At 30.2% G+C, this 22,759-nt stretch carries 24 protein-coding genes; 17 read left to right on the top strand and 7 right to left on the bottom strand.

Annotated elements, in window-relative coordinates; genetic code table 11:
• Positions 1 to 92: 92 nt before the first annotated feature.
• Entirely contained in the window at positions 93 to 611 is a 519-nt protein-coding gene (gene pssA / locus ACO6OL_RS07405) for a CDP-diacylglycerol--serine O-phosphatidyltransferase (protein WP_314161009.1), read from the bottom strand.
• 172 nt (positions 612 to 783) lie between these two features.
• Between pssA and ACO6OL_RS07400 the strand changes: the two genes are divergently transcribed.
• Complete coding sequence (locus tag ACO6OL_RS07400) at positions 784 to 1,692, top strand: YitT family protein (protein ID WP_485502679.1); 909 nt, start codon at positions 784 to 786, stop codon at positions 1,690 to 1,692.
• 276 nt (positions 1,693 to 1,968) lie between these two features.
• Positions 1,969 to 3,126, top strand: a complete 1,158-nt coding sequence (locus ACO6OL_RS07395; RefSeq protein ID WP_485502678.1) for a chloride channel protein — start codon at positions 1,969 to 1,971, stop codon at positions 3,124 to 3,126.
• 234 nt (positions 3,127 to 3,360) lie between these two features.
• On the opposite strand, the gene ACO6OL_RS07390 is transcribed toward ACO6OL_RS07395, so the two are convergent.
• From ACO6OL_RS07390 to ACO6OL_RS07370, 5 genes are all read right to left on the bottom strand, one after another.
• Positions 3,361 to 4,080: an ABC transporter ATP-binding protein gene (locus ACO6OL_RS07390; RefSeq protein ID WP_485502677.1), complete on the bottom strand. Its 720-nt coding sequence runs from the start codon at positions 4,078 to 4,080 to the stop codon at positions 3,361 to 3,363.
• Positions 4,080 to 5,075 carry an ABC transporter substrate-binding protein gene (locus tag ACO6OL_RS07385; protein ID WP_314161110.1) on the bottom strand — a complete coding sequence of 332 codons (996 nt, stop codon included), beginning with the start codon at positions 5,073 to 5,075 and terminating at the stop codon, positions 4,080 to 4,082. Before ACO6OL_RS07385 ends, ACO6OL_RS07390 begins: the two co-directional genes overlap by 1 nt.
• Positions 5,056 to 5,841, bottom strand: a complete 786-nt coding sequence (locus tag ACO6OL_RS07380; protein WP_485502676.1) for an ABC transporter permease — start codon at positions 5,839 to 5,841, stop codon at positions 5,056 to 5,058. The genes ACO6OL_RS07385 and ACO6OL_RS07380 overlap by 20 nt, the downstream gene beginning before the upstream one ends.
• Complete coding sequence (locus ACO6OL_RS07375) at positions 5,813 to 6,097, bottom strand: thiamine-binding protein (RefSeq protein WP_485502675.1); 285 nt, start codon at positions 6,095 to 6,097, stop codon at positions 5,813 to 5,815. The genes ACO6OL_RS07380 and ACO6OL_RS07375 overlap by 29 nt, the downstream gene beginning before the upstream one ends.
• A gap of 268 nt (positions 6,098 to 6,365) precedes the next feature.
• Positions 6,366 to 6,716, bottom strand: a complete 351-nt coding sequence (locus ACO6OL_RS07370; protein WP_485502674.1) for a hypothetical protein — start codon at positions 6,714 to 6,716, stop codon at positions 6,366 to 6,368.
• Between the two features lie 277 nt (positions 6,717 to 6,993).
• Between ACO6OL_RS07370 and lepB the strand changes: the two genes are divergently transcribed.
• The 6 genes from lepB to ACO6OL_RS07340 all read left to right on the top strand — a co-directional run bounded on the left by lepB (position 6,994) and on the right by ACO6OL_RS07340 (position 13,175).
• The gene (lepB, locus tag ACO6OL_RS07365; protein ID WP_304094405.1) at positions 6,994 to 7,545 is read left to right on the top strand and encodes a signal peptidase I; all 552 of its coding nucleotides are present in this window, start codon (positions 6,994 to 6,996) and stop codon (positions 7,543 to 7,545) included.
• A 163-nt stretch (positions 7,546 to 7,708) separates the two neighbouring features.
• Positions 7,709 to 9,310: a CTP synthase gene (pyrG, locus tag ACO6OL_RS07360; protein ID WP_485502673.1), complete on the top strand. Its 1,602-nt coding sequence runs from the start codon at positions 7,709 to 7,711 to the stop codon at positions 9,308 to 9,310.
• Positions 9,311 to 9,328: 18 nt separating this feature from the next.
• The gene (locus tag ACO6OL_RS07355) at positions 9,329 to 9,991 is read left to right on the top strand and encodes a DNA alkylation repair protein (protein ID WP_314160714.1); all 663 of its coding nucleotides are present in this window, start codon (positions 9,329 to 9,331) and stop codon (positions 9,989 to 9,991) included.
• Between the two features lie 297 nt (positions 9,992 to 10,288).
• Positions 10,289 to 11,188, top strand: coding sequence for a phosphate/phosphite/phosphonate ABC transporter substrate-binding protein (gene phnD, locus ACO6OL_RS07350; protein WP_314160713.1), 900 nt, complete (start codon positions 10,289 to 10,291; stop codon positions 11,186 to 11,188).
• A gap of 3 nt (positions 11,189 to 11,191) precedes the next feature.
• A complete protein-coding gene (locus tag ACO6OL_RS07345; RefSeq protein ID WP_314160712.1) occupies positions 11,192 to 12,577 on the top strand; it encodes a histidine kinase in 1,386 nt (461 codons plus the stop codon).
• Positions 12,558 to 13,175, top strand: coding sequence for a response regulator (locus ACO6OL_RS07340; RefSeq protein ID WP_314160711.1), 618 nt, complete (start codon positions 12,558 to 12,560; stop codon positions 13,173 to 13,175). The genes ACO6OL_RS07345 and ACO6OL_RS07340 overlap by 20 nt, the downstream gene beginning before the upstream one ends.
• A gap of 119 nt (positions 13,176 to 13,294) precedes the next feature.
• On the opposite strand, the gene pgtP is transcribed toward ACO6OL_RS07340, so the two are convergent.
• Complete coding sequence (gene pgtP, locus ACO6OL_RS07335) at positions 13,295 to 14,632, bottom strand: phosphoglycerate transporter protein PgtP (RefSeq protein ID WP_314160710.1); 1,338 nt, start codon at positions 14,630 to 14,632, stop codon at positions 13,295 to 13,297.
• Between the two features lie 329 nt (positions 14,633 to 14,961).
• Here pgtP and ACO6OL_RS07330 point away from each other — a divergent pair, with 329 nt between their 5' ends.
• The 9 genes from ACO6OL_RS07330 to ACO6OL_RS07290 all read left to right on the top strand — a co-directional run bounded on the left by ACO6OL_RS07330 (position 14,962) and on the right by ACO6OL_RS07290 (position 22,649).
• A complete protein-coding gene (locus ACO6OL_RS07330; RefSeq protein WP_485502672.1) occupies positions 14,962 to 15,375 on the top strand; it encodes a MarR family winged helix-turn-helix transcriptional regulator in 414 nt (137 codons plus the stop codon).
• A 14-nt stretch (positions 15,376 to 15,389) separates the two neighbouring features.
• On the top strand, positions 15,390 to 15,749 hold the full coding sequence (locus tag ACO6OL_RS07325; RefSeq protein ID WP_485502671.1) for a DUF1304 domain-containing protein: 360 nt from the start codon (positions 15,390 to 15,392) through the stop codon (positions 15,747 to 15,749).
• 12 nt (positions 15,750 to 15,761) lie between these two features.
• Positions 15,762 to 16,406 (top strand): NAD(P)H-binding protein, encoded by a 645-nt coding sequence (locus ACO6OL_RS07320; RefSeq protein WP_485502670.1) that lies wholly within the window; start codon positions 15,762 to 15,764, stop codon positions 16,404 to 16,406.
• A gap of 114 nt (positions 16,407 to 16,520) precedes the next feature.
• A complete protein-coding gene (locus tag ACO6OL_RS07315; protein ID WP_485502669.1) occupies positions 16,521 to 17,276 on the top strand; it encodes a class I SAM-dependent methyltransferase in 756 nt (251 codons plus the stop codon).
• A gap of 61 nt (positions 17,277 to 17,337) precedes the next feature.
• Positions 17,338 to 17,622 (top strand): cupin domain-containing protein, encoded by a 285-nt coding sequence (locus ACO6OL_RS07310; protein WP_060914226.1) that lies wholly within the window; start codon positions 17,338 to 17,340, stop codon positions 17,620 to 17,622.
• Positions 17,623 to 17,728: 106 nt separating this feature from the next.
• Positions 17,729 to 18,097 carry a single-stranded DNA-binding protein gene (locus ACO6OL_RS07305; protein WP_485502668.1) on the top strand — a complete coding sequence of 123 codons (369 nt, stop codon included), beginning with the start codon at positions 17,729 to 17,731 and terminating at the stop codon, positions 18,095 to 18,097.
• A gap of 283 nt (positions 18,098 to 18,380) precedes the next feature.
• Positions 18,381 to 18,647, top strand: coding sequence for a DUF2087 domain-containing protein (locus ACO6OL_RS07300; protein ID WP_314160704.1), 267 nt, complete (start codon positions 18,381 to 18,383; stop codon positions 18,645 to 18,647).
• Positions 18,640 to 19,824: an MFS transporter gene (locus ACO6OL_RS07295; protein ID WP_485502667.1), complete on the top strand. Its 1,185-nt coding sequence runs from the start codon at positions 18,640 to 18,642 to the stop codon at positions 19,822 to 19,824. Before ACO6OL_RS07300 ends, ACO6OL_RS07295 begins: the two co-directional genes overlap by 8 nt.
• 254 nt (positions 19,825 to 20,078) lie before the next feature.
• Positions 20,079 to 22,649 (top strand): endonuclease/exonuclease/phosphatase family protein, encoded by a 2,571-nt coding sequence (locus ACO6OL_RS07290; RefSeq protein ID WP_485502666.1) that lies wholly within the window; start codon positions 20,079 to 20,081, stop codon positions 22,647 to 22,649.
• Positions 22,650 to 22,759: the final 110 nt, after the last annotated feature.

The raw sequence follows: 22,759 nt of genomic DNA, 5'->3' as shown, positions 1-22,759 counted from the left end.
ATGTTATAGTAATATATAATGTTATAACCTCATAAACTGGAAAAAGGTTGTAATTGTTTTTTTAACAATTTACAACCTTTTTTCTATTTTTTTTATATTTTTTTAATTTTTATATTACTTACCATTAAATAAGAGCATGCTACTACTAGTATAAGCATTGCAATACTTGGTAATTTTATCTGAGCAAGTACTGCAAGAACTGTTCCGCATGTAGTGATAGGAACTCCTTGATAATATCCATTTTTCATTTTTGTCACGTTAAACCTAGCTAAACGATAAGCTCCACAGCATACGTAAACTCCACAAAGTATAGCAACAATTACCATTAATAGTGTTGATGGCTTATCATTAGTAATAAAGATTTCAAAAACAAGCATAGCAGGTGCTACTCCGAAACTTACTACGTCACATAATGAATCTAAATCGTGACCAATTTCAGAAACAACACCAAGTTTTCTTGCGACGATACCATCGTATCTATCTGCAAGCATAGCTAAGATAATAAAGACAGTACCCCAGATGAAATATCCATGTGATGTAGTCAGAATTGACATAAATCCACAAAAAATATTACAAAGGGTAAGATAATTTGGTATGAAGTTTTTATTCATTTTAAAAGTCAACCTCCAATATTGATATTATAATTATAGTACAAATTTGTAATAATGTCTAAGAAAAGATGAAATTTATAAAAATTTAGTAGTGAAAAATATTATTTTCTATAGTTGTTTAACGTCATGAAACCTGTTATAATTAGGATAAAATTGATTTTGGAGGTGCACTATGGAAAAGACATTTAAAAATTTAAATTTCACAAAAATTTTAAAAGAATTATTTATTATTTCTTTGGGTTGTGCTATTTACTCTTTTGCAATTATGCATTTTAATGTTCCAAATAAATTAGCTGAAGGTGGAGGGACAGGAATATCACTGTTATTATTATATTCAATAGGTCTTCCTGTTTCTGTGGGAACAATATTGGTAAATATTCCGTTATTAATAATAGGATATAAAATGTTAGATAAAAAGACAATGTTATACACGGTTTACGGCATTATTATGTTGACTTTTTGGATAGGGATTTTTGAGAAGTATAATATAGAAATTGAGATTGGTGGAGATAGATTACTGGCTGCTGTATTTGGAGGATTACTAGCGGGATTAGGATTAGGGATAGTTTTTCTTGCAGGAGGAACGACAGGTGGAGTAGATATAGTTGCAAAAATTGTACAACTTTATACAGGTAGTTCAATCGGTAGGATAATTCAAATTCTTGATGGAGTTATCATCGCCTTAACATTTGTAGTAGTTAAGAGTTTTCCAGCGATTCTATATACTTTGATTTATATTTTTATATGTACTAAAGTTATAGATTACGTTGTTGAAGGTGGTGTTCCTGGAAAAGGAGTAATGATAGTTTCATCGGAAATAGAAGCTATTACTAAAAAAATCCAAGAAGATATGAATCGTGGATTAACTTATATAAAAGGTCAGGGAAGCTATTCTAAGAAAGATTTGAATATTGGATATTGCGTTGTTTCAAGAAATGAAATAGGAAAATTAAAATCTCTGGTTTATAAAATTGATCCCCGAGCTTTCGTGACGATAACTGAGGTTCATGATATTATAGGAGAAGGCTTTAGTTACGATCAACCGAAAAAATCAAGTTTAAGTTTTAAAAAGAATCAATAGTAAAGAATCTGAGAGGGAGCGACTAAAAAATCGTGATTTCGTAGAAACAAGATTTTGTCGAGTCACTTCCTGCAGTGATTTATTAGATATCTAAAAAGCTTTTTAAAAGCGAATTTAGATATCGATAAACCGCTGCGTCTATGAGCTATTATATGAACTTTGTTAAATTTTAGGACTTTTGGGTCAGCCCCTGGGTTCTCATATAAGCGTTTTAAAAAGTTTAGAACTTTTATGTCAATCTCAGATTTATATTTGAAGGAGAAAAATAAATATAATATGTTAAGGAATTATTATTTTAGATTAATAAGTGCAGTATTATTAATTTCTATTTGTTGTTCGTTATTTGGTCAAACGTTATTGAAATTAATAGAATTAACTAGTAGTTATTATAAGTATTTATTGATTTTAACACCTTTGATACTAGTTTTTACTAAGTCTAGTAATAAATATTTACACACCAGTGCTATAGGTATGAAGTATTTTATTGAAGCGGCAACTGATAAAAAAGAGAAAGTTACGTGGAAGTTCCCTTTTATTTTAACTTTGAATACTTTACTAGCTCACAGCTTCGGAGTGAGTGTAGGGCGTGAAGGTGTTGCTGTGCAGTTGGGTGGAGCTATTGGTGGGAATATTGCTCCAGATGAATTCAGTACAGAGAAAAAACAATTTTTTGTAAAGTTAGGCATGATTTGTGGATTTGCTGGATTGTTTCAAACACCTTTAGCTGCTGTGGTATTTATTTTAGAGGTTGTCAGTGATAAATTTAACTTTACAAAAAATAAAATTTATGAGTATGTAACTTATATTGTTGCAGCGTATATAAGTGCTTTTGTATCGCATAAACTTGGTTTGGAAAAATTCTTTGTAGCTATAGATGTAAGTGAAATTAATATAAATTTAGAATTTATTTTTAAATTAATTTTAGTTGGAGTTGTGTTTGTTTTTGTAGGAATCTTATTTGTTCTACTTCAAAGAAAAATAAAGAAATTAGTAGCTTTGAATAAAAATATCATTTGGATTCTTCTAGTTGTTTTTATTTTAGTTAGTATTGTTTTCGAGTACAGATATGCTTCATTAGGTACAAATTTAATTAATCTTTCTTTTACAAACTTTGAACAGATTCAAGTTTATGATTTTATGTTGAAAATCGTATTAACTGCAATATGTACAGGGATTGGTTTTAGTGGAGGAGAGGTTACTCCGTTGTTTGCGATTGGAGCGACTTTTGGAGTAATTCTAGGAACTTGGTTAGGATTACCAATTCTTGTAACTGCCGCTTTAGGATACTGTTTAGTATTTTCAGCGGCAACTAAGACATACATTGCACCTATATTTCTTACATTAGAAGTATTTGGATATAAATTAATGTTATTTGCAGTAATCCCTGCAGTGTTAATTTACTTAATCAATAAAAAATATAGTATCTATAAATAATTAAATGGGAGTGACTCAAAAATCGTGATTTCAAAGAAATCGATTTTGTCGAGTCACCCCCGCACAGTTTATTAGATAGCTAAAAAGCTTTTATAAAGCGAATTTAGATATCAATAAACCACTGCGTCTATGAGTTTTCATGTGAACTTTGTTAAATTTTAGAACTTTTGGGTCAGCCTCATTTACAAATAATATAATACACCCTAGTGTGAGTTTTCACGCTAGGGTGTATTATTATAATCCAAGTATATTTAGTATCTCTTTTTTATATTTTAATTTTTGTTCGTCTTGATTTTGTTCATCAAGATTTATTTTTATTTCAGATACAATTTCACCAGGTTTATTTTTAATGATATAAATTCTATCGCTTAGGTCAATAGCTTCGTCTATATCGTGAGTTATTAGTAGAGTAGTTATATCAAGTTTGTTCTTGATTTCAAGATACCAAGAATGTAATGATATTTTAGTAATTGCATCGAGTGCACTGAATGGTTCATCTAGTAAAAATAGTTCTTCTTTGAACATATATGTACGTAAAAGTGCAACTCTTTGACGCATTCCTCCACTTAATTCACTAGGATATTTATCTTTATATTCGTAAAGGTTAAATAATTTAAGATTCTTTATCGCTTCTTCTTCAGCTTCTTTTTTATTGATTTTTCTTATTAAAAGTGGAAGTATAATGTTTTGAATAATAGTCTTATGTTCTAATAATAAGTCTTTTTGAAGCATGTAACTTACACGACTTTTATAGTCTGTGTTACCTTTTATAGAAATTTCGCCACTTTGAAGAGGATTTATACCTGCGATAATATTGAAAAGGGTAGTTTTACCAACACCGCTTCCACCTAATATAGATACGACTTCACCTTTATCGACATGAATGTTTATATCTTTTAGTATTTTATTGTTAGGATAATTGAAAGATAAGTTTTTTATTGATAATATATTCATTATTTTATATAGTCATTGCTGAATCCAGTATTTTCTGCAAGAGGTTGTTTTGTAATTTTATTTTCGTTAACCCAACGGTAGAATGTGTTCCATCTGTTAGCGTCAAATTCACCCCAGTGATCTTTGTTTGTTGCATATTGTTTAGATAGATATTTTTGAGATTCAACGATGAAATCTTTTTTATCTTTTAATTCTGGAGCATTTTTAATTAAAATCTCTGCAGCTTCTTCAGGATGTTCTATAGCGTAGACATATCCTTTCTTAATAGCTTTAAGAACTTTTTTAGCTTCTTCTTTATTTTGTTTTAAGTAATCATTATTAGCAATAATTACTGGAGAATAGTAGTCTAAATCTTTATTGAAATCTTTTAGATAGAAGTAGTTAATATCTAATTTCATGCTTTCAGCTAATTTTCCATCCCATGCATAGTAAATCCATGCAGCATCAAAAAGTCCATTTTCTAATGGTGTTACAGAGTTAGTATCTGTATTTGGAGCTAGATTTAATTTATTAGCATCTCCACCTTGTTTTTGGATTAATGATTTAACCATTGCTAATTCTACTGGATCATTCCAAGTTCCGTACTTTTTACCTTGAAGATCTTTTGGTTCTTTAATGTTGTTTTTCTTAAGTGAAATGATACCAGAAGTGTTGTGTTCGATAATTGCGGCTACGGCAGTGATTCCTGCACCTTTAGAAAGTTTGTTAGCCATTGAGTCTTGGTAGTAAATACCAAAAGGTGCTTTATTATTGATAATTAAGTCAGAAGTACTATCTTCAGGCGCTGGCTTAATGTCAAGATCAATACCTTCTTCAGCGAAGTATCCTTTCTCTTTTGCTACATATAGACCAGTGTGGTTTGTGTTAATTGCCCAGTCAAGTACGAAATCTACTTTTTTAAGTTCTTTTTTCTCTGCGTTTTTATTAACTGTACTACATGCAGTTAATGAGATTGCTAAGATAAAAGCAAAAACGCTAGTTAATATCTTTTTCATGATTTTCTCCTATGTATTTCCATTTAATAAATTTTTTCTCACTTAGTTTAACAAGTTCAATACTTAGTAAACTAATAACTGATACTAGTATAATAATTGCAAACATAGTATCGTATTCAAATAATTTCTTCGCTTTAATCATGTAAACTCCAAGTCCTTCAAAGCCACCTAGCCATTCAGCAACCACAGCTGCTATAAAGGCATAAGATACACTAACTCTAAGTCCAGCATAGAAGTAGCTAAGACTTGTTGGAATTTTCACATGCCAAAGGATCTGTAATTTACTAGCATTCATTAGTTGTAATAAAGTAATCATATCTTTGTCACAGTTTCTAAAGCCATCTAGTATACTAACAACTATAGGGAAAGTCGTTGTTAAAACAATTAATACAATTTTTGGTGTAAGTCCATAACCCAACCAAAGCACAAGTATAGGGGCTATTGCAATAGTTGGTATAGTTTGAGTCAGTACAAGAAGTGGATAGATAGATTTATTAAATATTGGTATACTATCCATAATTAAAGCAAGAAGCCATGCTATGACTATCCCTAGAAATAGACCTATTATAGCTTCGAGTAGGGTGATTTTGCTGTGAAATATTAATAGTTCGTAATTTTTTATACATGCTTTTACTATTTCAACAGGTGTAGGTATGATATATTTAGGAAGTAAACCGAGATTACCAGCTCCTTGCCAAATAATCACTAAGAACAACATAGAAATAGTTGCGGCGTATTTATTGATTAAATTTGTCAATTTTTTCATTTATAGTTAAAACATCTCCATAGTTAATTTTCACATTTGCAAAAATATTTTTACTGTCCTTACCCGCTAGGACAAAGCATTCTTTAAGAGTATCCATAAGTTCGTTGAATTCCCCTTCAATTACTGTTTCAAATGGAGTAACAATTACATTAGAATGCTTATTTTGTAGAAAATAGATAACTTTATCTATAGTCTTTAATCTTCCATCATGATTATCAAGAGGAAGAATTTGTAATGCAATACTGCAATTTATCAAAATAAAAAACCTCCTTACAATATAAGGGGGGTCTAAGTTTGTCTTTAAGCTAAGTGTGCCTACGCTAGCATTATCTAGATCAGGCGCGGTCGAAATATTTATATTCCCTCTCAGACTGTTCACAGACTCCCGTATAAATAATTATATCATACGTATGAAAAAAAACAATAAAAGTGCTTACAAAAAGCAATTTTATTGTATAAAAAAATACTAGAGCTAATCCGGAGATCAGCTCTTTAAAAGTATTATTATCAGTATGTTTGCTGGTTTACTTCACAGCTGAAGTTCTTGGTAAAGATCTAAGACCTTTGTTAGGTTCTGCTTTTTTAGTTGATGTAGTACCTTTTTTAGCTGGTACGAATACTCTCTTACCATCTTGTCCAGTTACCCAAACACCACCATCTTTGTCAGCAGTACGTTGGTGACCACGTTTAGCTAGTTGATCTCTTAATTCGTTATCAACGTCTGGGCTAAGGTGACCTGGATCAGTGTCAGTAGCACCTACGAATGGCTCAAATGGTTTATCAGAACCTGGTTGTGTACCTTCTAAAGCTAAAGCTGAAGATCCTCCAGCTACTAATAATCCTGCTGCAGTGAATACAGTTAATAATTTTTTCATGATATATTCCTCCTTTCCTTAAAGCTATATCCATTATATATATATATATATATTGTCAAGAGTTATTAATAAAAAAAATTATTTTTAATAAAAAAATTAATAATTTATGTAAATTTTGTGAATGAACTTAAAGTAGTAATTAAATATAGTCTAATTATATATAGAGTTTTACTTAAGATATTATTGTAAATATATTAATAGAAAATTTATTTTTGATTTTTCTATTAATATATGGTAGAATTATTAATCATAAATAAAATAAAAGAGGGATATACCAGTGAAAATTTTAAGAGAAATTATGGAGTGGGTAGTAGTTGTAGTAGTTTCTATTGCTATTTATCTGCTTATAAGCACATATCTTATCGCACCTTTTACTGTAAAAGGACATTCGATGGATTACACATTTGCTGATAACGATAAAGTTTTCGTTAATAAATTCAGTAAAAATTATGAGCGTGGAGATGAAGTTGTATTCCATGCAAATGAAACTGACGATTATATTAAACGTATAATCGGAGTTCCAGGAGACACTATAGAATACAGAAATGATGTACTATATGTGAATGGTCAGAAAGTTGAAGAGCCATACTTAGCTCAAAAAATTAAAGAAGCTAAAGCTTCTGGAACTGCACCATTCACACCAGATTTTAATATTGAATTTTTAAGTAGTACAAAATCTAAAACTGTTCCTGAAGGTACGTACTTCGTATTAGGGGATAACAGACAACACAGTACAGATAGCCGTGTATTTGGATTTGTTAAGAAAGAAGCAATGATTGGGAAAGTAAGCTTAAGATACTATCCATTTAGTTCATTCAAATTCTTTTAATAAATACTAGAAAGAAAAATTTAATATATCGAATTATTTTAGTTGCTAAAAATTTAGCGTTATGCTAGAATAATATACGGGCACTCTTAAAGAGTGATTTAAGAAACCACCCCCTGCGATAATTTCGTAGGGGGTTTATTATTTTTAATAGAAGGAGAACACAATGACAAAGTATATTTTTGTAACAGGTGGAGTAGTATCATCATTAGGAAAAGGTATTGTAGCGGCATCAGTAGGTCGTGTATTAAAAAATAGAGGATTAAAAGTAACATTACAAAAATTTGATCCATATTTAAACGTTGACCCAGGAACAATGAGTCCATATCAGCATGGAGAAGTTTTTGTTACAGAAGATGGAGCTGAGACTGACTTAGACTTAGGGCACTATGAAAGATTTATCGATGTTAACTTAGGTCAATATTCTAACGTAACTGCGGGACGTGTTTATTCTTCAATTATTGAAAAAGAACGTCGTGGAGATTATTTAGGAGGAACAGTTCAAGTAATTCCTCACGTAACAAATGAAATCAAATCACGAGTATTACTAGCAGGGGAATCTAGTGATGCTGATGTTGTTATTACAGAAATCGGTGGAACAACAGGAGATATCGAATCTTTACCATTTTTAGAAGCAATCCGTCAAATCCGTAGTGATTTAGGACGTGAAAATGTATGTTTTATTCACTGTACATTATTACCGTACATTAAAGCTGCAGGAGAGATGAAAACTAAACCAACACAACAATCTGTTAAAGAATTACGTGGTTTAGGTATTCAACCAGATATTATTGTAGTTAGAAACGAACTTGCTCTAAATGACGAGTTACGTGCGAAGATTTCATTATTCTGTGATATTCCGAAACAAAATGTTATTGAAAGTCGTGACGTAAGTAACTTATATCAATTACCAGTAAATCTTAAAGCTCAAAAAATCGACGATATTGTCTTAAAACACTTCGGATTAACTGCACCAGAAGCAGATATGACTGAATGGTTAGCGTTAGTTGATAGAGTAGATAACTTAAAAGAAGATGTGAGAATCGCATTAGTAGGTAAATATGTAGAACTTCACGATGCTTACATCTCAGTTGTAGAATCTCTAAAACATGCAGGATATAAACATAATGCTAAGGTGAAAATTGATTGGATTCAATCTGAAGATATTACAGAAGAAAATGTTCATGAGTATCTTAAAGATGCAGATGGAATCCTTGTACCAGGTGGATTTGGTGATCGTGGAGTTGAAGGTAAAATTACTACTATTAAATACGCACGTGAAAACAAAGTTCCGTTCTTCGGTATTTGTTTAGGTATGCAACTTGCTGCTGTTGAGTTTGCACGTAACGTGTGTGGCTTAACTGGAGCACATTCTTCAGAATTAGATCCAAACACACCATACCCAATTATTAACTTACTACCTGACCAAGAAAATGTTGTAGAAATGGGAGGAACTTTACGTTTAGGAAGCTACCCATGTACATTGACAGAAGGATCTGTAGCTCACAAAGAATATGGAGAAATCAATATTACTGAGCGTCACCGTCACAGATATGAATTCAATAACTTCTATCGTGATCGTTTAACTCAAAAAGGAATGGTATTATCAGGAGTTAGTCCAGATGATAAGTTAGTTGAAATCGTGGAAATTCCTGAACATCCATGGTTTGTAGCTGGTCAATTTCACCCAGAATTTAAATCTCGTCCAGAAAAAGCACACCCATTATTCGCTGGATTCATTAAAGCAAGTTTAGAAAATAACAGATAAGAATTTCTATTATAAATTATGAAATTATTAGATTTAATAACTGACCTTGAAGAAAATAGTAATGAACTTCTTGCAGAATCAATGTCAAAGTATATGCAAGATAAGTTTAGATTTTTAGGTGTACGTGGTGCAACTAGAACAGAAATTTATAAAAAATATTTTCCAGATGCAAGAAAGACTAAAACCATTGATTGGGATTTTGTTGAAAATTGCTGGAATAAAGAAGAAAGGGAATTTCAATATGTAGTTGTTTATTATTTAAAGGCCATGCAGAAATTCTTAAAAAGAGAAGATATTTCAAGATTAAAATATCTAATAGTGACAAAATCATGGTGGGACACTGTTGATTTACTTGCTAAGGTTGTAGGTAGTTTGGTTATTCGTATCGAAGGTTATGATCAAATAATGCTAGAGTGGAGTAAGGATAGTAATATTTGGTTAAAACGAGTAGCTATTTTGTACCAATTGTCACTTAAAGAAAAAGTAGATAAACAAGTTTTAGAAAGAATTTTAGTAAACAACCTAGGTGATAGTGAATTTTTTATTAATAAAGCTATAGGTTGGGCACTTCGAGATTATTCAAAATTTAATCCAGAGTGGGTTAGAGAGTTTATAGAAAAAAATAAAAATGGTATGGCTAACCTAAGTATAAGAGAGGCTAGCAAGTATCTAGATAAGTAAGAGAAAAGAGTGGTTTTTAATCGCTCTTTTTCTATTTTTAAGGTGAAAAATTTAAATAATAACTAATATTTAGTGGAATCGATAGTACATTTGTTCTGATTATCATATATAATGAACTAAGATATTACGATTATCACAAAGAAGTTAATGATTTCTCTTTTTTCATTATTAAGAAAATGTTATACTATTAATAAAAGATAAATTTGGAAGTGACTCGAAAATCATGATTTAGTAGAAACAAGATTTTGTCGAGTTACCTCGGTAAAATACTGAAATAAATATGAAGGATTTGGAAAAATGAAGAGAATGATTACAAGTTTTCTTATAGTGACTCTTTCTATTGTGCTATTGATAATACTTCCCTTTGTTTTAAAAACTCAACAAGAGGAGTATATTGATTTTTCAGAAGTTACAGAAACTGTTGATAATAGTGCTAAGGATGATGAAACTTTAAGAATTGGATTGATATCCGTAACTGGCGATAATAAGAGCTATATCTTGGAGAAAGAACTGGCTAATTATATCGGTGAAAAGTTGAACAAAAAAGTGAAGCTAATACAGAAAAAAAGTTATAGAGATATAAATGTATTATTAAAAAATAACAAGATAGATGTAGCATTCTTATCGACAGGGGCATATTCGCTATATGAAGATAAAGAGTCATTAGAACTTTTAGCTAGACCTAATAGGGGAAAAACATACTATCATCCTATAGTTATTGCGAAAAAGGATTCTAATATAAATACTATCGATGATTTAAAGAGCAAGAGTTTTGCTTTTGTTGATACTTATAGTTATTCTGGATATTTAGCGATGAATGATTATTTGAAAAAAAATGGTATGTCTGTGAATAAGTTTTTCAGTAATAGTTATTTTACTCATAGTCATGAAGAATCGATAAATCAAGTAGCAAATGGAACTGTTAAAGCTGCAATTGTTGATGACTGGGCATTACAGTATCTTTATAATAATTTTCCAGATACAGCACTTAATATAAAAATAGTAAAAACATTCCCTGAAGTAGCAACAGGACCAGTAGTAACTCACAAAAACTATGAAGAAAAAGATAAGCTTAAACAAATATTATTATCTATTGAAAAAGATAGTTCTATAAAGAATACATTATCACAGCTTCAAATAGAAAAGTATGAAGAAACAAAGGCTAGCGATTATCCTAATTTAATAAGTGAGGATTAATATATGGCAAAATTAAAGATAAAAAATAAAATTATTATATTTTTCGTTGTAATTTATACTATATATTTAGGTGTAATATTAGCCTATACGTATGTTAATAATAAAGATATTTTGGAAAGTGCACTTAAAGATAGAATTACACAGACTTACTATCAATTGTCAGGAAATATTTCAGAAAATATAAAAACAGAAAACACGTATGAAATACATCAAAAAATACATAGTGCTTCATTGAATAGCGAAGTTGCGTATATTATTGTCTATGATAATGAAAAAAATATATTAGGTAAGACGTTGAAAGAAGTTCCCCAAAAGATTGCCACTTTTAACGATGAACAGATAAATAATTTTAAAAAATATAGAAGTTCAAGAGGAGAATTATTAGAGTATATTTCTCCTATAGATGATGTTAATATAGGGTATGTAAGAGTTGGATTTTACACAAAAAATATTTATATGAAGACGTATAGTCAGTTTTTAAGAATATTGATTTTGAATATGATAGTATTTGTGATGCTATTAGTTATCGCATATTATGTTTCAAAATTAATAGAAAGACCTGTTCAAGATTTAACTTCTGTGACTGATGAGATTATTCGTGAAGGTGATTATAGAACAAAAATAGAGAAAGAAAATTATAGTCGCGATTTCCATGTTCTTGTCAGTTCCATAAACGAAATGGTTGAAAATAATAAAAAGAATAAGAAACTAAATAACTACCTATTAAATAAAATATTTAGAATTCAGGAAGAAGAGAAAAAGATGCTTTCGAGAGAACTTCATGATGAAGTTAGCCAATCTTTAGCTAGTTTACTATTTCTTATAAGTAATTTAGTTGATAAAGAAAGTGACCAGAAGAAAAAAGAACGTTTATTATTAATCCAGTCAGAAATAGAAAATAGTTTAAGTAACATTAGAAATATAGCTGTTAATTTGCGACCGCCTAGTTCAGAGCTGAGTTTAGGTGAAGTAATATGTAAATATATAGAAGATTATAAAAATTTATATGGTATAGATGTTGATTTTTATACAAATTATGAAGGTGGTAAAAACAATAATTTTGATATTACTCTTTATCGTATTGTTCAAGAATCTTTATCTAACATAAAACGCCATTCAGGAGCTTCGGAAGTACAAATAAAATTATATGAAAATACAGACTATATAATACTTACTATTGCAGATAATGGAGTAGGATTAACAAAAGAACGTGTAGAACTAGCAAAAGAACAAGGGCGTTTAGGAATTTATGGTATTCAAGAAAGGATTTTTGATTTTTCTGGAGAATTTAAACTATTAAAAAATGATAAGTATTCTACGATATTAATGTGTAGATTTAAAACGGAAATGATAACTGAGGAGCAGGCTAATGAAGATATTATTAATTGATGATCATAAATTGATAAAATTAGGAATTAAAGTCCTTTTAGAAGATAACGAAGAATTTAGTGTTATTGGTGATTGTGCAAGTAAAAAAGAATTTTTAGAAAAAATTAGCAATGACTCTTACGATCTTTTTATATGCGATATTTCGTTACCTGATGGAAGTGGCTACGATATATTAGAAATAATAAAAGAAAAAAAATTAAAAACGAAAGTAATTATTTTAAGTATGCATGAAGATAAATCTTACATGAAGAAAGCATTTAAATTAGGAGCTTCAGGTTATGTAACGAAGAGCACAGCACATGAGGAGATTCTTCAAGCTATAGATAAAGTTATGTTTAAAAATGATATATACCTAAATGAAAAATATGCTACAATTTTTTATGAATTATTTAAAGAAGATAAAGAGATAGAACTCAGTGATCGAGAAAAAGAAGTGGGGAGATACATTGTTGAAGGATATACACTTACTGATATCGGAGAAAAGTTGTTCTTAAGTGTAAAGACAGTAGATACATATAAAAAACGTTTGATGGAAAAAACTAATACGAAAAAAAGAAGTGAACTAGTAGAATATTTGAAGTCGAATTTAATATTATAGTAAACACAAAGAAAAATACGGATGATTGTAGAAATCAGTCGTATTTTTCTTTATAAAAAAACATCTCTATCAATTTAAGGAGGATCAATGATCTTAGTTGATAGAGATGTTTTATTTCATTAGTTTTCTAATTGTTTAGATGTTTTCTTGAATAATGTTAATGCGATGAATACGAATGCTAATACACAAGAAACGATTAATGCGTAGAAACCTCCGTCCCATCCGAACACGTCAACAAGTTTACCCATTACATAACCAGCACTTGCTGATCCAAGTAGGTAACCGAATAGTCCAGTAAGACCAGTAGCTGTACCTGTAGCAACACGTGGAACTAAGTCCGCTGCTTGAAGACCGATCATCATAACAGGTCCGTAGATTAAGAATCCGATAGCTACTAGACAGATGTTGTCGATAAGTGGGTTACCTGGAGGGTTTTTCCAGTAAATGAATACTGCAACAAGTACTCCAGTTAAGAATAATAACATTGGAGGAGCACGGTGTCCTTTGAACACTTTGTCACTTAAGTAACCACTAGCTAACATACCGAAGATACCAGCATATTCATATAAGAAGTAAGCCCAGCTTTGTTTATCAACAGAGAAGTGTTTTACTTCTTTTAAGTATGTAGGAGCCCAGTCGATGATTCCATAACGTACAAAGTATACGAATACGTTAGCAACTGCGATAGCCCATAGGAATTTGTTGTTAATAATGTATTTAAAGAAGATATCTTTTGCTGATAATGTGTGAGCAGATTCAACTTTTTCTACAATTTTTTCACCTTTCCATTCATCTACAGGTGGTAAACCTTCAGATTCTGGAGTATCTTTCATTAGGTAGAACATGATAATTGCTAAGATAATAGCAATAGTCGCTGGTAAGTAGAATAATGATTGCCAAGCACCAAAAACAGAAAGTCCTACAAGTGCAAGAGGTCCGATTAATCCACCACCAAGGTTGTGAGAAACATTCCACCAACTCCACCAAGCACCACGCTCAGAAGCTGAGAACCAGTTAGTCATTGTTTTAGCACCAGGTGGGTACCCCATACCTTGGAACCATCCGTTAAGTGCTGATAAGAAAATCATTAATGTTAATGAAGATAGCACTGCAGGAACAAGACCAAAAATTAAGCTGACAGCAGCAGAAGCAACTAAACCAATAGTAATAAAGTACTTAGGATTACTTCTGTCTGATACGTTACCCATGATGAATTTACTGAAACCATAAGCTAATGATAGAGCAAGTGAAACTTTCCCTAAGTCAGCTTTAGAGTAACCGTATTGGTCAATTAAATAAGGGATAGCAAGTGAGAAGTTTTTTCTAATTAGATAGTACGCTGCGTATCCAATGAATACTCCTGAGAATACTTGCCATCGAAGTTTTTTATATTCAGCATCTGTACGAGCACTGTCGATTCTCGGTTTAGGCGCTGAAGCTTTTAAAAATGAGAACATTTAAAATTCCTCCTTAACTTCAATTATGTATAATATTAAATTTAAATTAAAATAGTTTTCAGTGTTATAAAATTTTTTATCGAAAGTTTGTATAACAATCTTAAATTTCAAACTGCTTATTTATTTAAACTATTTAACTTATAAAACCATTATATACAACTGGAAAACGTTTGTAAATGATAATGCATGAAGTTTTTTTCTTTTAGAAAATACCTTACATTTAAAGTAGGAAAAATTCCTACAAATAAATATAGTTGACAAGTCAATTATATTGTAGTAAATTATCCATAGTTAAATGATTGACAAGTCAATTGATAAAGGAGAAAAATATGAATGTAAAAGAATATGTAAAATTATTGCATGACATAAAAATATTAGAAAGAAAAGTTGCGGATATATTTGAAAAGAAATTTGGAATTAGTTTAACCAGATTCCAAATAATTAAATATTTGTATGAAGTTGATGTTGCAACACCTAAGAAAATAGCACAAATATTAGAAATAGATGCTGCAGCTATAACAAGGCATTTAAAAAAATTAGAGGAGGGAGGATATGTAAGAAAAAAACGTAATGAAGATAATAACAGAGAAGTGTTAGTTGAGATTACAGAATTTTCTAAGAGTAAGATAGATCAGTGCGTCAAAGAAACTGATATTAGAACGTTAATTGATGAGGAATTTACCGATGATGATTTTAAGCAGTTGAAAATTCTTCTTAATAAATTTAATAATAATTTAAAATAAAAGAGGTATAAAGAATGAGTATAGTAACAACAATTTTAACAGTATTAGTAGCACTATTATTTTTCTATATTATGTATTTAGAAACTTTTACTACAGATTCTGATAGTACAAGTAGAGTATTTAATATTGAAAAAGAGGAATTACAAAGACCTAATCTGAATACATTATTTAAAAATCAAGGTGTATATAACGGATTAATAGGAGTAGGACTTCTTTATGGAACATTTTTATCAAAAAATCCTAAAGAAATTGTAGGAATGTTATTAATTTATATTATTCTTGTTGCAATTTACGGTGGTTTAACTAGTGATAAAAAAATTATTCTAAAGCAAGGTGGTTTACCAATCTTGGCTTTAATTTCATTATTATTCTAAGGAGGAATTAAAATGGGGAATACTGCAGTAATAATAGGTGCAACGGGTGCCGTAGGTAAAGAAATTTTAAAAGAAATATTAGACGGTGATTTCTACGAGAGGATTTATGTTCTTGGAAGAAATTCTATATTACGATTACCAGAAGATGGTAGATTAACTAAGATAGTTATAGACTTTGAAAATATGAGATTCGATACAAGTATTCTAGATGATGTAGATGTCTTTGCAGCTCTTGGAACAACAATAAAAATCGCAGGTTCAAAAGAAAATCAAAGAAAGATTGACGTTGACTATACTGTGAATTTCGCTAAGCTTTGTGAAGGGAAGGTAAGAAGTTTTAACGTTGTTTCAGCAATAGGTGCTAATAGCAAGTCGAAAAACTTCTATAATTCACTAAAAGGTGAACTAGAGGATAAATTAAAGGAAATGAATCTTGGTATTTTAAGAATTTTTCAACCTTCACTCCTTATAAGCAGGCGCGATGATAATAGGTTTTTAGAGGAAATATTTATGAAGGTAGCGCCGTTTTTTCAATTTGTATTAAAAGGGAAGACTAAAAAATATAGTCCAATAGAGGCTAGTTTATTAGGAAAAGTAATAGTTCGCTTTGCAACTGAAAACAAAGAAAAAGGGACATATACTTATAATGATTTTTAATAGGAATTAAACTAAATTATCTAGAAATAATCGATAGTAATTATCAATTATTTCTAGATTTTGTTTTTTATTTATTGTACAATATAAATATAACATATATTAAGGAGTGATATTATGAAGAAGGAAATGGGGCATAAATTTTTAAAAAATTTAGGTAAAACTAGATTAAGACCCGGAGGAATCAAAGGTAGCAATTTTTTATTTGCTCACATAGAGTTTAAAAAAGGTGATAGGATTCTAGAAGTTGCTTGTAATAGGGGTGTAAATCTTCTTGCCTTGGCTAAACAATATCCAAAAACTACTTTCATAGGAATAGATGTGGATAAAGTAGCAATATTAGAAGCACAACTTGAGGCGATGAAAAATAATCTTAATAATATTGAATTTATTAGAGCTGATGCCTTCCATTTAGAATTTCCGGAAAATAGTTTTGATTATATTATTAATGAAGCGATGTTAACTATGTTTAGTAATAAAAGTAAGACTAAGGTACTAAGTGAGTATTATAGGGTATTGAAACCAGGTGGATTACTATTAACTCATGATATCTTATTGCTGAACAATTACGAGAAAACAAAAAAACAATTATCTGATGCGATTAATGTAAATGTATCACCATTATCTAAAGAGGAATGGTTATCGTTATTTGAAGAAGCAGAATTTAAAACGGTCAATTATATGCATGACAAACTGACACTACTTACAGTATCGGGACTATTGGCAGATGAAGGGGTAATAAATTCACTAAGAATAATTAAGAATGGTTTTAAAAAAGATAATAGAAAGCAATTTATTAAAATGGGAACAACTTTTAAAAAATTAGAAAAAGATATGAATTTTATTTGTTTTGTTAATAAAAAAGTTTTATAATAAGAGTATGAAAACGTTTATATAAGAAATAGATATAAAATTATAATCAAGGAGAATTAGTATGAGTGTAGGAATAATTTTTGAAGAAGCGGGATTGTTAAAAAAACATGACAGATTTAAATTAGTAAAAAAAGTAGGTAAACAAGGTGAACTAATAGCGAAACATAACCATCCAGAAGCCTTGGTAGTATTTACTTGTGTTAAAGGAGAAGTTAAGGTGTACTTAAATGATGATGAAGTGCATATTGTAGAGCCAGGTAAAGTTCTTCATTTTGATGGAGATAATTATATTAATGCTGAATTTTTACAAGATGGAGAAGTATTTGTAACTTTAATTCATAAATAATTTCTAAAATTATCATGAGGTATTTGATAGATAAAATTGCATAAAATTAGAGTCTTCCAATTGTTTTTATAGCAATCTAAATTATTATTTTAAGGGAGGATATATTATGTTAAATCAAGTAATATTAATAGGAAGACTAGTTAAAAAACCAGAATTAAAAGAAAGTGATAAGAAAGTAAACTATATTAAAGCTACATTAGCTGTCCAATCTGATTTTAAAAATAAGGATGGAAATTATGATACAGAATTTTTTGAATTTACTACTTTTGGAAAAACTGCAGAAAATACTGCTAAATATTGTGAAAAAGGCAGCTTGCTTAATATAGTAGGAAGTTTGAATAACAATATTTACACAGATAAAAATGGAGTAAAACATTATCAAATATCTATAATTGCTAATAAAGTTTCTTTTCTAAGCAAAGGAACGAAAAAAGAAGAACAAGAGTCAGAAGACGTATTTGTCTTAGGTCAATAAAAATAAATACTAATTTAGATTGCATAAATCTCTAACATAGGTTAAACTATGTTAGAGATTTATTTTTATAGTTGTATTTGGGAGTGACTCAAAAATCGTGATTTCTAAGAAATCGATTTTGTCGAGTCACCCCCGCAAAGTTTATTAGATATCTAAAAAGCTTTTACAAAGCGAATTTAGATATCAATAAACCACTGCGTCTATGAATTCTCATATGAACTTTGTTAAATTTTAGGACTTTTGGATCAGCCCCAAAAGTCATTAACAGAAAGGAAGCGGTATTATGGAAGAAATCAAAGTGAAATATTTTAAAGAAGGAAAATTGATGACAATACCAAAAAAAGAGAAGAATAAGATACCTGTGCTTCAAATAGTTTTAGAGATGTTAAAGGAAAAATCACTAGAGTTTACTGAGAAAGAATTAAATGAAGCAATTAAGGAGATTTATCCGGATTATTCACTAATTAGAAGATATCTTGTTGATTATAAGTTCTTAGAAAGAGATAATTATGGAAAAATGTATAAGATAGTAGGGGGAAAAGATGAATAATACCAAATTTTATTATTTGTATAGTATTTTATCTACAACAGCACTATCATTCTTTAATCCGATTTTGTATATTTATCTGTTGTCAAAAGATTTCTCTTTTACTGAAGTTGGGTTATATTTATCGATTTTTTGGTTGGTTTCATTTATGACTGAGCTTCCATGTGGAGCAATCACCGATAATATCGGAGCAAAAAATAGTATTCTTCTAAGTGTAATTTTTAGGGTTGTTGGATTAATATTGTTGCTTAGCAATAGTTTAATATTATTATACATATCTGCAATATTATCTGCCATTGCAGAATCATTTCAATCTGGAACTTTAACAAGTTGGTTGGTCAATGTAAACAATAAAAATAATGAAGAAATAGATATAGATAAAGTTCTTTCTAGAAGTTCACTATATTCACTATTTTTCTCAGCGGTAATAGGATTTATAAGTGCAAAGTACGTGTATGTATATTATAAAAGTTTGTCGATAATATTGAGTATGTCAATTTTTATTATTTCGTTTTTATTTACATATTTATTTATGAAAAAATTAGAACAGACACAAAAAATATCTATTGAGAATTTAAAAGGTTCAATAGTTACGGTGAAAAATTCGTTAAAAGAAACACTTTATGTAAAAAGTAGTGTATTTCTTATGATACTGTTTGTTATTCCTTCTATTTTAGATCTTGGACCATCAAATCAGTGGCAAGCTGTATTTGAAAAGTTAGACGCCGATATTATTGGGTATATTTGGGTTGGTATATCGGTTAGTGGAATGTTAGGAAGTGTTATATACGAGAAACTATCAGATAAATTATCGAAGCTAAGAATTTTATATTTATTTGTAGTAGTAAATATTGGAATGCTATTAATGTTTATTTTTATTCAAAATGTATATGCTAAGTTTGCACTATTTATGATGTACATTGTATTTTTCACTTTAATGGGCATACAGGTTAATGTATTTATGCATAAATATTTGGTAAAAAGTGATGAAAATAGGACTACTACAGTTTCTATATTTTATACTTTTGAATCTATCATTGTAGCAATATTATTGTCTGTAAATGGAGTGCTAACTGATAAAATAGGAATAGAAAATACGTGGTTAGCATTTATGGCACTGGTAGGAGTAATAATTTTATTATTTATGTTTGTCAAACTGAAAAAGAGAAGAATTAAATAGTTAAACAATTAATTTAACGATGGGGATAGTCTAAGAATCCTAAATTAAAAAAATTTTTATATGAGAATTAATAGCCGAAGTAGGTTATTGATATCTAATACACTTTGCAGGGATGATTCTATAAAATCGATTTTTTCAAAATCACGATTTTTGAGTCATTCCTTTTTTTTGTAAAGGCAAACAATTTATATTGCTTATTAATTAAATTAATAGTAAAATAATTAGTATAAACTTATATACAAGGAGTTCATATTGTGAAAAAATACAAATTATCAATATTATTAGCAAGTGCAGTATTAGGAGGAGTAGGTGCTACTTACTTATCTGCAGAAGTGAATGAAGTTTCTGCAGCTGAGGTTAAAACAGAAGTAGTGACGCCTGCTACTACAACAGATAAAAATGAAGGTACACCGGCTGGAGCAACTGCATCAGCAGCGCAAGTAACAGCACCTAAAGAAGTAAAAAATATAGGTGAAGTGCAAGGAGAAAGTCACGAGAGTCCTTTAGTTGGTAAAGAAGTAGTTATAAACAATGTTGTTGTAACTAAAACTGATAAAACAGGATTCTATGTTCAAGATAAAGTTTCTGATAATAATCCAAGAACATCTGATGCAATCTATGTTGCTTCAAAAGATAAAGTAGAATCAGGTGATTTATTAAAAGTTCAAGGAACTGTTAAAGAAGGTTATATGGAAGAATACTCTGTAAAACCAGGTCAAACTTTTAAAAAGCCTGCAGGTAGTTTAACAGTTACTCAAATCATCAACGCAACTATAACAAAATTAGGAAAAGCAGAATTACCAAAAGCATTAAACATTTCTGAGAAAATGCCAAAAGATGTAGTGGATAATACACCAACTAAATATAATCCAGAAACTGAAGCATTAGACTACTGGGAAAGTCTAGAGGGGATGCGTGTAGAAGTAACTAAACCAAAAGTTACTGGTCCACAATATAAAGGTGATATTTATGTATTACCAGGAGACTACAAAGGTCAAAAACTTAATAACATCGGTGGGGTGAATCTTCGTCCAGGTGTACAAAATACAGAAGTCTTACCAATAACTGTTGGAAATACATTTGTAGCTAAGGCGAAAGACTACTTTAATGACAATATCTCAGGAGTAGTTACTTATAAAAATAAAACGTATAAAATCGATCCATCTAGTGTACCAGTAATTCAAGATGGTGGATTAAAACGTGAAGTTTCAAAAATCTATCCTTCAGAAGATAAATTAACTATAGCTTCATACAACATTGAAAACTTCTCAGCTAACAATAATGGTCACGATGAAACACCAGAAGAAAAAGTTGATAAGATTGCTAATTCATTTATCAAGGAAGTTCACAGTCCTGATATTATTACTCTAATCGAAGTTCAAGATAACAATGGTGGGGTTAATGATGGAACTGTTGATGGAGTTAAGAGTGGAGAAAAATTAGCTCAAAGAATTAAGAATCTTGGTGGACCAGATTATAAATATACAGAAATAGCTCCAGTTGATGGAAAAGATGGTGGTAAACCAGGTGCTAATATTAGGGTAGCTTACTTATATAATCCTAAGAGAGTAACACTAATCGGTAAAGAAAAAGGTGGAAGTGAAGAAGCGGCACGCTTTGTAAATGGACACCTTGAGAAAAACCCAGCGAGAATTGATCCAACAAGTGTTCACTTCGAGAAAGTTAGAAAATCATTAGCAGCTGAATTTGAATTTAAAGGTGAAAGAATAGTAGTAATTGCTAACCACTTAAAATCAAAATTAGGTGATGATGCAATTTATGGTTCTAATCAACCATCAGTAGAAAATACTAGACCAAAACGTATTGAAGAAGCAAAAATCCTAAATGCCTTCATTAAAGAAGGATTGCGTCAAAATCCTAACTTAAAATTTGTTCTTACTGGAGACTTCAATGACTTTGAATTCTCAGATAGTGTGAAAACAATCGTAGGAAATGAACTTGTTAACTTAATGGCTGAACATGAACAAGGAGATAGATATTCATACTTCTACCGTGGAAGCAATCAAAGTTTAGATAATATTTTAATTTCTAAAAATATCAAGGATAAGGTAGTGTTCTCTCCTGTGCATATTAATGCTTCATTTATGGAAGAGCACGGACGCGCTTCTGACCACGATCCTGTAGTTGTGCAAATCGACTTTAGTAAGAAATCAGAGTCAACTACTCCAACTCAACCAGGGACATCAGGTACTCAACCAGGCATTCCAGGCGCTGGAACACCAGCCGACAAACCTGCCGATAAACCAGGTACTCAATTAGCAACTCAATCTGTTACATTATCAGATGGTCTAACAGTTAAGGTTGACTACGTTGATACAAAATTTGAAGGTGCTAAATTTGTAGCTGAAGAAATTACAGGTGCTGAAGCTGACAGAGTTAAAGGATTAGTAAAAGACTTAAATCCTAACCTAGAAGTAGTGAAAACATTAGAACTTCACTTCGAAAAAGACGGTAAAGAACTAAAAGCAACAGGTGAAGAACGTATAGTTACTCTAGCTTTAGCAGCTGGCAAAGGTAGAACACTAGAAGTATATCATGTTGATGGTAATACATTAACAAAAGTTGATAGCGACTACTCAAATGAAGTACTTACATTCAGAACAAATCACTTCAGTACATTTACTATAGTCTCTGCGCCAAAATCTGCTGGAACAACTTCAGAACAAGCTCCAGCATCAAAAGCTGAGTCAAAAACTGAAAAAGTATTACCAAACACAGGTATGAACTCTTCTAGTACAGAAGTAGCAGGATTAGGATTGATTGCTTTAGCTGGACTTGCAGTTAGACGTAAACTTTCTAAATAATTAATTAACAAGTGAATAGGGAATATAGTTTATAAGTAAAAAATATACGTATTATGGGGCTGACCCAAAAGTCCTAAATTTTAACAAAGTGTATATGAGAACTCATAGAC

This window comes from Gemella sp. (assembly GCF_057272915.1).
This window is presented reverse-complemented; position numbering and strand designations above follow the sequence as displayed.